Here is a 13,428-nt window from a genome sequence, read left to right as displayed (position 1 = left end):
ATAAAAAGGCATTTGGGGGAGATGAAATGGCGTTACTAGAGTTGAAACAGTTAGGGAAGACGAACCAGTTACCAGAAATTGAGCTAAAGGTTGAAAAAGGACAATGTATTGTTTTGCAATGCAATAATCATACAGCTAAAGTGTTACACCGCATTATTATTGGTGAAGAAGAAGCTTCAACTGGCAACGTACTGTTTGAAGGGGAAGCAATTGGAAAGAAAAATTATTTCCGCATCGGCTTTTGTTTTTTGAAAGATGAAGCATATGATCGTTTGAAGGTGAAGGAATACTTTAAGTTTCTATTAGGACTTTATGAATCAAAGGTAAGTATAGAAGAAGTCGTACAGTATGTTGGTCTCCTAGATAAACTAAACGTTAAAATAGAAAAATTGTCATTTTCAGAGAAGCGCCGTCTTCATATAGGACGAATTATGATTCATAATCCGGATTTAATCATTTTGGAAGAACCAGAGCAAAATGTAGATATAGAGAGTACGGTTATTATTCGAAAAGCAATTATGAAAATGAAAGAACAAGGAAAGGCAATTTTTATTACGTCATCTTTCCTATCGGATGCCCTTTCGTTAACAGAGGATGTATACATATTAAACAACGATGGTGTGAAAAAAGTAGAAATTGAACAAGAGGAAGTGGAAGAAGTCGATGAAGAGAAGGTCGTTCAAATAATTCCGCAAATGAAGTTAGAAAGAATACCTGCGAAGGTGAACGATAAAATCATTTTACTTGATCCGATGGAAATCCATTTCATTGAAACACAAAACGGAGTAACACATATTCACGTTCGTGAAGGAGATTTCGTATGCGCTTTAACATTAGGTGAACTAGAAGCAAGGTTAACAGGTTTTGGTTTCTTTAGATGTCATCGCTCGTACCTTGTGAATTTACAAAGAGTGCGAGAAGTGATTACTTGGACTCGTAACAGTTTTAGCTTAATTTTAGACGACGAAAGAAAAAGTTCAATCCCGCTTTCAAAAGGACGAATGGATGAATTAAAAGGTGTTATTGGACTATAAAAGTGCTCCAATAAGCTCAACATGCGATTCATTCACCGGTAAAAATACTCCTTTTACCGGTATTTTAATGCGCCTACCCTTTGTTTTTCATATGATTGAGTCAAGAAAGCGAAACAAACGAACGAAAAGCGCTAAAGCGACTTTCATCTATAAAGAAGAAAAACAAAGGGGATGAAGAAATGACATTGGCAATTGAAATGAAAGATGTAATGAAAAGTTTCAGTGGAAAAACGGCACTTCGAAATGTAAATATTGAGGTGAAGCAAGGAGAGATATTCGGATTCCTTGGACCGAGTGGATCTGGTAAGACGACAACAGTAAAAATTTTAACTTCTCAATTGCTTCATAGTGTTGGAACGGTAAGAGTATTAGGGAAAGATATTACAGGACCAAGTAGCATCGATTACAAACGAATTGGTATTTTAACAGATAACAGCGGCTTATATGAAAGACTTAGCATTTATGATAACTTACTATTATTTTGTGACTTATACGATTGCAAAAAAGAACGAATCGATGAAGTACTAGCACAAGTGAATTTATTAGATGATAAAAAAACACCAGTAAAAAAATTATCAAAGGGAATGAAGCAACGCGTCACACTAGCAAGAGCAATCCTTCATAAACCAGATATCCTCTTCTTAGACGAACCAACATCTGCACTTGATCCAGTAAACGTACAAAACATTCATAAAATCTTAAAAGACTTAAATAAAGAAGGAACGACGATTTTCTTAACGACTCACAACATGGACGAAGCAGAAACGCTTTGTAACCGCATTGCCTTCCTGTGTGGCGGAGAGATTGTAGCACTCGATACACCGGAGAACCTTCGCTTACAATACGCGAAAGATCAAATACAAGTCGTGTTAAAGGATAAGAAGAAAGAAACGGTACAAAAAGATGAATTAGGTGCAAAACGTATTTCAGAATGGATGAACAAAGGAGAATTACTATCCATTCATTCACACGAACCAACTTTAGGCGATATTTTTATTGAAGTTACTGGGAGGGGATTATAATGACATTTTCAATGAGACGGTTTTCGGCTATTGTAAGAAAAGAAATAAATGATGCAGGTAAAAACTCACAAGTTATATTAATGGCGCTATTACCTATTCTACTTGCTGTATTCTATAGTAATATGGATTCTATAAAAGAGTTCTTTGCAGGTTTTATTATTGTAATGACGATTACCATGGTGGGAAGTTATGTGCAAGCAATTATTATTGCAGAGGAGAAGGAAAAACACACGTTACGAGTATTGATGTTGTCTCCGGCAAGTCCAATAGAAGTTATTTTAGGGAAAAGTGTATTAACTGTATTTTTTGTACTAGCATCTAGTTTTATTAGTTTAGTGATTTTAGATACTTTTAAAGGAAATATTGGTATGCTAGTTATTATTATTTTAATAGGAACATTGTTATGTGTCGTTTTAGGTACTATAGTTGGCTTACTATCCCAAAATATAGCACAAACATCTATATTGGGGCTTCCGATTTTTATAATATTCATAATGGGGCCGATGCTACAAGAAATGGTTAAGAATGAATTTATTATAAAAGTAGTTAATCTTCTTCCGACAAATCATGTTATGGAGGCATTGCAAAAAGTTATAAAGGGAGAAGGGTTTATTGCGATTCAAGAACATATTTTAAACAATACAATTTGGAGTATATGTCTTATCATTCTTTGTATTATTGTGTACAAAAAGAAACAATTAGACTAAAAACTGAGCCGAAACGCTCAGTTTTTTCTTTTTTCTATCATTTCCTCGGGAATTTTACAATTCTTATACATATTTTTACATATTTTGTCGAAAAGTAATTAGTTATACGTTGTATAGGATACGTGAATATTGTTCAAAATGATTGCTGAGGTGATGATGGAATGCGAGGAAGAAATAATAAAAAGTCGCAAAAGGTAGTACATTTATTTCAAAAAAGATGGGTGTTTCCGGCACTATACATTGCTTGTGCAGCGGTAATCTTAATGGTTGCACTATGGTTCCAAGGAGCTAATCCGAAGAAGACTCCAAACCACGATCAAGCAACACCGTATACACAATCGGAAGATCCAGCAGTACCAGTAACAAAATCTTCAGAAGTAGTGAAAATGCCAGCTGCCGCGAATGCGGAAGTAGTCGTACAGAAGAAATTCTATGAAGATGCAGCAACTGAGGCGGAACAAGAAAAAGCACTTGTCTTTTATAACAACACATATTCCCCGAACAAAGGAATTGACATTGCTGCGAAGAATGGAAAAGAATTCAATGTTGCTGCTGCTTTAAGTGGTACAGTAACGAAAGCTGAAAAAGATTCACTTCTTGGTTATGTTGTAACAGTTGATAGTGGAAATGGTGTAGCGGTATCTTATCAAAGCTTAGGCAGTGTGAAAGTAGAAAAAGGTGCAAGAGTTGCACAAGGTGAAGTATTAGGAACATCCGGTCTAAGTGCAATGAATAAAGAGGCAGGTTCTCACGTTCACTTTGAAGTACGTAAAGACAATGTGGCTGTGAACCCTGAACGTTACTTAAATAAATCAGTAACAGAAATTAAAGCTGATGCAGGTGCTGCAAAGGCTACGAATGCTTCTGGTAAAAAAGCTGATGACAAATCTCAAAAAGAAGAGAAGTCAACGAGCACGAAACCAGAAAGTAAAACAGAAGACAAGTCTCAAAAAGAAGAGAAATCAACAAGCGGTTCAACTAGTGACAAAAAAGAAGAACCGAAGAAAGAAGAAAAATCAACAAATGGTTCTACAGAATCATCTAACGATTCTTCTTCACAAGAATAAGAAAGTGAAAAAATCAGTTCCCACTAGGGGAGCTGATTTTTTTATTTTTATATAAAAATACTCAATTTCGAGAAAAAAGTTGCAATAACAAGGAAAAATGACGAGATTCTCGAATATATATTACAAAAGGGAGGGGATACTGTGTCATTTTTGTTTGTTCTGTCGACTGCTATTATTTTATTGTTTGTTTTATTCACTTTATATTATTATATTGCCGGTAAGAAAGAGGTTCCCCACCATCAATTATTAGAAGAAGAGTTTGAAAGAGAAGAATGACGCCTTATATATAAGGTGTCATTTTTTTTCGCCAAAATAGTCACTGTTAACGTATTTCTCACAAAAAAATGTAATTTTTCTTAACTTAGTCCGCAAAAATAGTGAACATGTAGCATATATCAGTAGTGCGGGCAATACAATGGTATAAACCAAAGCAAAGAGAGTGTTTGAGGTGAGAAATCGTGAATCATTTCATTATAAATCCAAGAATGTTTAACGCTTACAAACAGCACTCACACTTACTTCTTAGTCGTATGCAGCGAGGCTCATTTCACCCTTCTCACATCCAAATTAGGGAGGCGAGTGGTGTGCACGATTACATCAAAGAGAGAACTATCAAGATTGGTAAGTATATCGTGGAGACAAGAAAGACAGTGCGTGTCATTGCAAAGGAATTTGGGGTATCAAAGAGTACAGTCCATAAAGATTTAACAGAACGTCTACCAGAAATTAATCCAGAGCTCGCAAATGAAGTGAAAGAAATTCTTGATTATCATAAGTCTATTCGTCATTTAAGAGGGGGAGAAGCAACAAAACAAAAGTATAGAAAAGAAGATGTAGAGAAGCCTGTACGTCAATAATGTTACAGTAGCAAACATTCCGTTCACATTCGGTAATATTTTTCAGAAGAATTCTTTTTGCGAATATTACGTTTCTGTTAAATTTATGATAAAATCAGAAATTAGGTGAAAAGAATTCGGGTGTAACCTGATTTTGAATATCGAGGAGGAAAAAACGGGAATGTTTGCGCGAGATATCGGAATTGACCTAGGTACGGCTAACGTATTAATTCATGTTAAAGGTAAGGGTATTGTATTAAATGAGCCATCTGTTGTGGCGATTGATCGTAATAGTGGTAAAGTATTAGCAGTAGGTGAAGAAGCGAGAAGCATGGTGGGACGTACGCCTGGTAATATTGTAGCAATTCGTCCACTTAAAGATGGTGTAATCGCAGACTTCGAAATTACAGAAGCAATGTTAAAGTATTTCATTAACAAATTGGACGTAAAGAGCTTCTTTTCAAAACCTCGTATTTTAATTTGTTGTCCAACAAATATTACATCAGTAGAACAAAAAGCAATTCGTGAAGCTGCTGAACGTTCAGGTGGTAAAACAGTATTTTTAGAAGAAGAACCAAAAGTAGCCGCAGTTGGTGCTGGTATGGAAATCTTCCAACCGAGCGGTAACATGGTTGTTGATATTGGTGGAGGTACAACAGATATCGCTGTACTATCTATGGGTGATATTGTTACCTCTTCCTCTATCAAAATGGCTGGCGATAAGTTTGATATGGAGATCTTAAACTATATTAAACGTAAGTATAAGCTATTAATCGGAGAACGTACTTCAGAAGATATTAAAATTAAAGTTGGTACAGTATTCCCAGGTGCACGTAGCGAAGAACTTGAAATTCGCGGACGTGACATGGTAACAGGCTTACCACGTACAATTACAGTATGCTCTGAAGAAATTACAGAAGCATTAAAAGAAAATGCAGCTGTTATTGTACAAGCTGCAAAAGGCGTATTAGAGCGCACACCACCAGAACTATCTGCAGATATCATCGACCGCGGTGTTATTCTAACAGGTGGCGGAGCTTTACTACACGGTATCGACATGCTTCTAGCAGAAGAACTAAAAGTACCAGTATTAATTGCTGAAAACCCAATGCACTGCGTTGCGGTTGGTACAGGTATTATGTTAGAGAATATCGACAGATTACCAAAGCGTGCTTTGAGATAATTTGAAAGAACTAAGGCTAATGCCTTAGTTCTTTTTCGTTTTTATATTTTTTTATTTTGTTTTTTTGCGAAAATGGAAGGAAAATAGAGAAATATGAAGGAAACAGGTAAAATATTCATATATATGGTTAAATTTAATATTTCCTTAATTGAAAACGTTTATAATATAATGAGTCGAATACGACATTAAGGCAAATAATGTTTCAATACATATTGCCTTTCCCTAATTTGGGCATACACTCTTTTCCACCTCCGTGTCAGTTGCAAAAATGTGCAACTATTTTAATGGAATAGAGTGTGTGCATTTTTTTTAGGAAGTTGTGCTAAATATAAAATGTTACTTTGTAATGACAAACAATAAACAAAATGGGATAATAGCAATATGTCCAAGTGGTAAGACCAATATTACAAAAGGGGCGATTGTTACATGCTAAATATAGAACAAATTAAAGAAATCATTCCTCACCGCTATCCATTTTTACTTGTTGATAAAATATTAGAAGTAGATGAAGGAAAAAGAGCGGTTGGGATTAAAAATGTATCCGCAAATGAAGAATTCTTTAACGGACACTTCCCTGACTATGCAGTTATGCCTGGTGTACTTATTGTAGAAGCATTAGCACAAGTCGGAGCAGTTGCAGTATTAAAGAAAGAAGAAAACCGCGGAAGACTTGCTTTCTTTGCAGGTATCGACAATTGCCGTTTCAAAAAACAAGTACGCCCAGGTGATCAACTTCGTCTAGAAGTAGAAATGACACGCGTACGCGGCCCAATTGGAAAAGGAAAAGCAATCGCAACAGTAGATGGTGAAGTTGCATGTGAGGCAGAAATTACATTTGCGATTGGTGATAAAAAAGAATAGATAGTACTAAAAAATCTCCTTGTGAAAAGACAAGGGGATTTTTTAGTTTCTGCTATATAACGATGAAACGATAATATACAAACTAATCAGAAAATATCTTGTAAATAGATGGTAATTACCATATACTTACTTTATTATTTATCTAGAAAACAGGATAAGTGATAAAGGTAATAAAGAAATAAGGGCATTGTCATATTGTTAAGATACTTAAATAAGACAAAGTAGAATGTTATTGATTATGATGAAATATGGGGAAAACAGCAAAAAATTAATTAGACGTATGAAATCGAGCATAAAAGAGAGAAAAGGGAAATGTCGCATTTCACAAAAGGAGATTATGAATATGTTCGGGAGAAAGAAAAGAAAACCATTACGACAATTAATTACACATAAAGAGCCTAAATCGCGTATTACAGAACAATACCGTAACATTCGTACAAACATTGAGTTTACATCTGTAGATAATCATGTTCGTTCTATTATTGTTACTTCAGCCGACCCAGGTGATGGGAAAACAACAACAATCGCAAACTTAGCAGTTGTTTTCGGACAACAAGGAAAGAAAGTTTTATTAATTGGAGCTGACTTGCGTAAGCCGACGATACAAAACTTATTTGCCATTCATATTTCAAATGGGTTAACGAACTTATTATCAGGACAAGCAAAACTTATGCAATGCATTCAAAAAACAGATATAGAGAACGTATACTTAATGGCAGCAGGTCCAATCCCGCCAAACCCAGCAGAACTATTAGGGAGCCGGGCAATGGACGAGGCGTTGCTAGAAGCATATAACATGTTTGATATTATATTAATCGACACACCACCTGTCCTTGCGGTTACAGATGCACAAATACTTGCGAATAAATGTGATGGAATCGTACTCGTTGTACGAAGTGAAAAGACAGAAAAAGATAAAATCGTAAAAGCGAAACAAATATTAGATAAAGCATCAGGAAAACTACTAGGTGTTATTTTGAACGATAAAAGAGAAGAAAAAGAGCAGTATGGTTATTACTAAAATATGAAAAAGCCAACAAAAATTTGTTGGCTTTTTTGTTTTCTGAAAATTATTTATCAAGTTATACAGTGTAAAAAGCATGATATGATAAAATTTTTGGGAAATCATTGGAATGTGTTGTCATATTTAAGATTATTTTGTAAGATTAAACTTGTTTCTTGTGAACAAATATAGAACTGAATTATTAAAAATAAAAAATGTAAGATTTATATGTTATAATTTTTCCTATGTGTAAATTTTAGAAAGTTGGAGGAACCTATGGAAGAAACAATTAGTCTAAAAGAGTTATTTCATATCTTAAAAAAACGTTTAGCAATGATCCTCGTAATCGCCTTTGGTGCAGCTATTGTAAGTGCTATCATTAGCTTTTTCTTCATGACACCAATCTATCAATCTTCGACGCAAATTCTTGTTAACCAGAAGAAACAAGAGGGTGCAGCAATTCAGTTGGGGGAAATTCAATCAAATATTCAATTGACGAATACATATAAAGTTATTATTAAAAGTCCGGTTATTTTGGATCAAGTGAAAGAAAAGTTGGGATTAGATCTTACGACTCAAGATCTAAATGGGAAAATTGAAGTAGTAAATGAAAAAGATTCACAAGTCGTAACTGTAACAGCAATAGATAAGGATCCAAAACTTGCTCGGGATATTGCTAATACAACTGCAGAAGTATTTAAAGGTGAAATTGCAAAAATCATGAGTGTTGATAACGTAACAGTATTATCTAAAGCAGAAGTTGCAGAAAATCAATCTCCAATTAAACCGCGTCCAATGTTAAATGTGGCAATCGCTTTCGTTGTTGGTTTAATGGCTTCAGTTGGCCTTGCATTCTTGCTAGAGTACTTAGATAACACAGTGAAAAAAGAAGAAGATGTGGAAAACTTACTTGGCTTACCAGTATTAGGGATTGTAGCTCGTATGGATGAAGAAACAATGAACGTGAAATCACACGCTCCATCATCAAGAAAAGTGAGGGGACAAACAATTGGCTCTTAATTTATTTAAAAAGAAAAAGAATCATCGTCAACGCCGTCAATTAATTGCTCATCAACAACCAAAATCACCAATTTCAGAACAATATCGTAATATTCGAACGAATATTGAATTTGCAGCCGTTGATACGAATTTACATTCATTAATGGTCACGTCTGCAAATCCAAGTGAAGGGAAAACGACAACGACAGCGAATATGGCTGTTGTGTTTGCTCAACAAGGAAAAAAAGTATTATTAATTGATGCAGATATGCGTAAACCAGCAATGCATCAAATGTTCCAAGTAGACAATATTTTTGGACTAACGAACGTATTAACACATAGTGAACGTTTAGAGAAATGTGTGCAAACAACACTAGTTGATAATCTACACTTTTTAGCTTGTGGTCCAATCCCCCCAAACCCAGCTGAATTGTTAGGTTCAAAATCAATGAAAGAACTTCTTGGACAAGCATACAGCATGTACGACTTAGTTATTTTTGATATGCCTCCTATTTTAGCTGTAACAGATGCGCAAATTATGGCAAATGTATGTGATGCTTCTATTCTTGTTGTTCGTAGTGAATCAACAGAAAAAGAAACAGCAGTAAAAGCAAAAGGATTGTTAGAATCGGCTAAAGGTAAATTGTTAGGTGTTGTTCTAAACGATCGTGAACGTGAAAACGGCTTATATTATTATTACGGTGCAAACTAATTAAAAGAGTGAGATATGGTTGAAACATATCTCCTTTTTTCCCTTGAATATGAGCGATATCTCATATTCAAGGGAAAAAAGATCTTTATAGGAGAGAGGGAGGATGAAACAAATGATAGATTTACATTGTCACATTTTACCTGGTATCGATGATGGTGCACAGACAGTAACAGATAGTTTAGCAATGGCACAACAAGCCGTGTCAGAAGGAATACATACAATTGTCGCAACGCCGCACCATCAAAATGGAAAATATGTAAATGAACGTACCTCAATTATTCATCACGTAAAACAATTAAATGATGAACTACAACAACATAATATCCCACTTACTATTTTACCTGGGCAAGAGGTCAGGTTATATGGCGATTTATTAGAAGACTATGAAGCTGGTAAAATCGTTACTTTAAATGAAACAAATAAATATATATTCATTGAATTTCCATCGAATCACGTACCTCGTTATGCTGAACAATTATTATACGAATTACGTGTAAAGGGAATGATTCCAATTATTGTTCACCCAGAACGTAATGCCGAGTTAATCGAGCGGCCGGATAAGTTATATAACCTTGTTAATAAAGGTGCATTAACACAAGTAACGGCAGGTAGTTTATTAGGGAAATTCGGTAAAAAAATTAAAAAGTTTTCCTTGCAACTTGTGGAACATAATTTAACACATATGGTCGCTTCAGATGCGCATAACATAACGTCAAGAGGATTTCATTTAGCGGAAAGCTATGAACTAATTGAGAAAGAATTCGGAATGAATGTTATGAGTGATTTGAAAGAAAATCCGTACTTATTAATTAGCGGGAAGGCAATTTACAAAGAAGATCCAGAACAAATTCGTCGTAAAAAATTGTTCGGTATTTTTTAAATAAAGAATTGGTGATGTCTCCTAACCGTTATCAATGGGGGCACTCGGTCGTGCTGTGGGTAGAAATTTTTATTTCGAACCTACCTTAGACGCTTGTCGTCGGGAGTATGACGTGAGGATGGGTTAGATGCCCATAATTTATTTATGTTAGAAACTCTACTTATGGAGTTGTAAAGACGACCCTATAAGTAGGGTTTTTGTTATTGTTACATATGGATATAATAATGTTTTTTGGGGGGTACTAGATTTGAAAGAAGTAAGAAAAGCGATTATCCCAGCAGCTGGTCTGGGAACAAGATTTTTACCAGCAACGAAAGCGATGCCGAAAGAAATGTTACCTATCGTTGATAAACCAACAATTCAATACATAGTAGAAGAAGCGATAGAATCAGGAATTGAAGATATTATTATTGTTACTGGAAAAGGAAAACGCGCCATTGAAGATCACTTTGATCATTCTTTTGAATTGGAGCAAAGCCTACTAGAAAAAGGAAAGCATGAAATGCTTGAGAAAGTGCAAGCTTCTTCAAAAATTAACATTCATTACATAAGACAAAAAGAACCAAAAGGTTTAGGACATGCAGTATGGTGTGCACGTAAATTTATTGGAAATGAACCATTTGCGGTATTACTTGGTGATGATATTGTACAAGCAGAAACACCGTGTTTACGTCAATTAATGGATCAATATGAGGGCACACAATCATCTGTTATTGGTGTACAAACAGTACCAGAAAGTGAAACACATCGTTACGGTATTATCGATCCAGTTGAACAAAATGATCGCCGTTATCAAGTGCGTCAATTTGTGGAAAAGCCAGCTCAAGGGACAGCGCCATCTAATTTGGCAATTATGGGGCGTTACGTATTAACGCCAGAAATCTTTATGTTCCTAGAGAATCAGCAGACAGGTGCAGGTGGAGAAATTCAATTAACAGATGCAATTCAACGATTAAATGAAATTCAGAGAGTGTTTGCTTATGATTTTGAGGGAACACGTTATGATGTGGGAGAAAAACTTGGATTTATTAAAACAACCATTGAAATAGCATTACAGCAGACTGAATTGAAAGAAGAGTTAATAGATTATATACGTGCACTTGCAATGAAGGAAAATGTAAATGTATAAAAGTGAGGTGAAAGGGATTGGATCTGGCAAAAATCTCGAGTAGAGATGTGGCAAAAGAAAAAAGTGAAGAAATTGATTTTGAAAAGGTAAATAGTCGTAAAGTATATTTAGTATCTAAACGTTGTATGGATTTTATTGGGGCTTTATGTGGATTAATAGTATTATCGCCAATTTTTATTGTTATAGCATTTTTAATTAAATATGAAGATTCAAAAGGCCCTGTGTTTTTCAAGCAAGTTCGTGTTGGTAAAAACGGAAAAGAATTTTATATGTACAAGTTTCGTTCAATGGTAACAGATGCGGAAGAAAAATTACAAGATTTATTAAAATATAATGAAGTATCTGGCGCAATGTTTAAAATGAAGGAAGATCCTCGTGTCACAAGAATCGGTAAATTTATACGAAAAACAAGTCTTGATGAGTTACCACAACTATTAAATGTATTAAAAGGTGAAATGAGCTTAGTTGGTCCACGTCCACCACTTCCAAGGGAAGTGAAGGAATATACACAATATGATAAACAAAGATTATTTGTTACTCCTGGATGTGCAGGACTGTGGCAGGTAACTGAGAGAAATAGTGTAGGTTTTAAAGAAATGGTAGAGTTAGATTTAGAATATATTAATAAGAGAAGCCTATCCTATGATTTGAAGATTATTTTGAAAACAATTCAAATTATGATTAAGTCTAATGGTGCATCTTAGTAGTTAATGACAGAAAAGAGGTCGAAGAAAATGGATAAAAAGATATGTGTAATGGGATTGGGATATATTGGTTTACCTACTGCAAGTTTACTAGCAACAAAAGGATTTCAAGTGCATGGTGTTGATGTAAATAAAAATGCAGTTGAAATGATTAATAGTGGAAAAGTACATATTTATGAACCAGATTTAGATATTTTAGTTAAAGCAGCGGTACAAAGTGGGAAATTAAAAGCTTCATTACAGCCTGAAGAAGCAGATATTTTCATTTTGGCAGTGCCAACACCATTTAAAGATGGTCATAAACCAGATTTAGCATATGTAGAGGCCGCTGCAAGAACAATTGCGCCTGTTATAAAAAACGGAGATATTATTATTTTGGAATCAACAAGTCCAATCGGTACAACAGAAAAGGTTGCAGAATGGATTTTAGAGGAGCGTTCGGACTTAACAACTTCTGAAGAGATGCATAGTGATAAAGGAAGAGTTTATGTGGCTCATTGCCCAGAACGTGTATTACCAGGGCATATTTTAAAGGAACTAGTAGAAAACGATCGTATTATTGGTGGGTTGAATAAAGAATCTACCAAACGTACAGTAGAATTTTATAAACAATTTGTAAAAGGGAAAATTCTTGATACAAATGCAAGAACAGCAGAAATGGCGAAATTGACTGAGAATTCATTCCGTGATGTAAATATTGCTTTTGCAAACGAGCTATCATTAATATGTGACAAGCTAAATATTAATGTTTGGGAATTAATTCGTTTAGCAAATCGTCACCCTCGTGTGAATATTTTACAGCCTGGACCGGGTGTAGGGGGACATTGTATCGCTGTAGATCCTTGGTTTATTGTAGATGCTGCGCCGGAAGAAGCTAAACTTATACATACTGCGAGAAATGTGAATGATTATAAACCAACGTATGTAGTTGAAAAAGTAAAAGAAAAAGCGGATAGATTTAAAAATCCAGTCATTGCTTGTTTGGGATTAGCGTTTAAAGCAAATATCGATGACTTACGTGAAAGTCCTGCAGTGGATATTGTTAAACAACTGGCTGCATCCGGTGTAGGAGAAATTATTGCAGTAGAGCCACATGTTAATAAGCTACCAACAATTTTGGAGAATCAAGGGATTTCACTTTTGCCAGTTGAAGAAGCGGTAATAAAATCTGACATTATTTTAGTAATGGTCGACCATGAAGTTTTTCTTTCAATCGATTTTGATCAATTAAAAGAAAAAGTGGTTATAGATACGAAAGGTTTCATTAAGTAACGTGTAGTTATTTTGGAGG

General features: G+C 34.9%; 15 protein-coding genes. All 15 read left to right on the top strand.

Annotation, left to right across the window (positions count from 1 at the left end; all coding sequences use genetic code 11):
* Nucleotides 1-26: 26 nt before the first annotated feature.
* The 15 genes from BHV55_RS26320 to wecC all read left to right on the top strand — a co-directional run bounded on the left by BHV55_RS26320 (nucleotide 27) and on the right by wecC (nucleotide 13,409).
* The gene (locus tag BHV55_RS26320) at nucleotides 27-1,034 is read left to right on the top strand and encodes a LytTR family transcriptional regulator DNA-binding domain-containing protein (RefSeq protein WP_053513724.1); all 1,008 of its coding nucleotides are present in this window, start codon (nucleotides 27-29) and stop codon (nucleotides 1,032-1,034) included.
* A 179-nt stretch (nucleotides 1,035-1,213) separates the two neighbouring features.
* Nucleotides 1,214-2,056, top strand: coding sequence for an ABC transporter ATP-binding protein (locus tag BHV55_RS26315; RefSeq protein ID WP_000170864.1), 843 nt, complete (start codon nucleotides 1,214-1,216; stop codon nucleotides 2,054-2,056).
* On the top strand, nucleotides 2,056-2,763 hold the full coding sequence (locus BHV55_RS26310; RefSeq protein ID WP_070757617.1) for an ABC transporter permease: 708 nt from the start codon (nucleotides 2,056-2,058) through the stop codon (nucleotides 2,761-2,763). The genes BHV55_RS26315 and BHV55_RS26310 overlap by 1 nt, the downstream gene beginning before the upstream one ends.
* Nucleotides 2,764-2,924: 161 nt before the next feature.
* Nucleotides 2,925-3,830 carry a stage II sporulation protein SpoIIQ gene (spoIIQ, locus tag BHV55_RS26305; RefSeq protein ID WP_001214926.1) on the top strand — a complete coding sequence of 302 codons (906 nt, stop codon included), beginning with the start codon at nucleotides 2,925-2,927 and terminating at the stop codon, nucleotides 3,828-3,830.
* 141 nt (nucleotides 3,831-3,971) lie between these two features.
* On the top strand, nucleotides 3,972-4,106 hold the full coding sequence (locus BHV55_RS26300) for a hypothetical protein (RefSeq protein ID WP_000008901.1): 135 nt from the start codon (nucleotides 3,972-3,974) through the stop codon (nucleotides 4,104-4,106).
* A gap of 308 nt (nucleotides 4,107-4,414) precedes the next feature.
* Nucleotides 4,415-4,687, top strand: a complete 273-nt coding sequence (gene spoIIID, locus BHV55_RS26295; RefSeq protein ID WP_000544012.1) for a sporulation transcriptional regulator SpoIIID — start codon at nucleotides 4,415-4,417, stop codon at nucleotides 4,685-4,687.
* A gap of 160 nt (nucleotides 4,688-4,847) precedes the next feature.
* Complete coding sequence (gene mreB / locus BHV55_RS26290) at nucleotides 4,848-5,849, top strand: rod shape-determining protein (protein ID WP_000457978.1); 1,002 nt, start codon at nucleotides 4,848-4,850, stop codon at nucleotides 5,847-5,849.
* Between the two features lie 426 nt (nucleotides 5,850-6,275).
* On the top strand, nucleotides 6,276-6,710 hold the full coding sequence (gene fabZ, locus BHV55_RS26285) for a 3-hydroxyacyl-ACP dehydratase FabZ (protein ID WP_000931959.1): 435 nt from the start codon (nucleotides 6,276-6,278) through the stop codon (nucleotides 6,708-6,710).
* Between the two features lie 343 nt (nucleotides 6,711-7,053).
* Nucleotides 7,054-7,731: a CpsD/CapB family tyrosine-protein kinase gene (locus BHV55_RS26280; RefSeq protein WP_070757619.1), complete on the top strand. Its 678-nt coding sequence runs from the start codon at nucleotides 7,054-7,056 to the stop codon at nucleotides 7,729-7,731.
* A 258-nt stretch (nucleotides 7,732-7,989) separates the two neighbouring features.
* Nucleotides 7,990-8,733, top strand: a complete 744-nt coding sequence (locus BHV55_RS26275; protein WP_070757622.1) for a YveK family protein — start codon at nucleotides 7,990-7,992, stop codon at nucleotides 8,731-8,733.
* On the top strand, nucleotides 8,723-9,424 hold the full coding sequence (locus BHV55_RS26270; protein WP_044306734.1) for a CpsD/CapB family tyrosine-protein kinase: 702 nt from the start codon (nucleotides 8,723-8,725) through the stop codon (nucleotides 9,422-9,424). Before BHV55_RS26275 ends, BHV55_RS26270 begins: the two co-directional genes overlap by 11 nt.
* 112 nt (nucleotides 9,425-9,536) lie before the next feature.
* Nucleotides 9,537-10,304 (top strand): tyrosine-protein phosphatase, encoded by a 768-nt coding sequence (locus BHV55_RS26265; protein ID WP_070757792.1) that lies wholly within the window; start codon nucleotides 9,537-9,539, stop codon nucleotides 10,302-10,304.
* A 247-nt stretch (nucleotides 10,305-10,551) separates the two neighbouring features.
* A complete protein-coding gene (bpsC, locus tag BHV55_RS26260) occupies nucleotides 10,552-11,433 on the top strand; it encodes a UTP--glucose-1-phosphate uridylyltransferase BpsC (RefSeq protein WP_070757624.1) in 882 nt (293 codons plus the stop codon).
* Nucleotides 11,434-11,450: 17 nt separating this feature from the next.
* Nucleotides 11,451-12,137, top strand: coding sequence for a sugar transferase (locus BHV55_RS26255; protein WP_044306731.1), 687 nt, complete (start codon nucleotides 11,451-11,453; stop codon nucleotides 12,135-12,137).
* A 30-nt stretch (nucleotides 12,138-12,167) separates the two neighbouring features.
* Nucleotides 12,168-13,409, top strand: coding sequence for a UDP-N-acetyl-D-mannosamine dehydrogenase (gene wecC / locus BHV55_RS26250; RefSeq protein WP_044306730.1), 1,242 nt, complete (start codon nucleotides 12,168-12,170; stop codon nucleotides 13,407-13,409).
* Nucleotides 13,410-13,428: the final 19 nt, after the last annotated feature.

It is taken from the genome of Bacillus sp. RZ2MS9, assembly GCF_001816185.2.
Taxonomy (GTDB): domain Bacteria; phylum Bacillota; class Bacilli; order Bacillales; family Bacillaceae_G; genus Bacillus_A; species Bacillus_A cereus.
The sequence above is the reverse complement of the archived record's forward strand: the minus strand, read 5'-3'. Positions and strand labels throughout refer to the sequence as shown.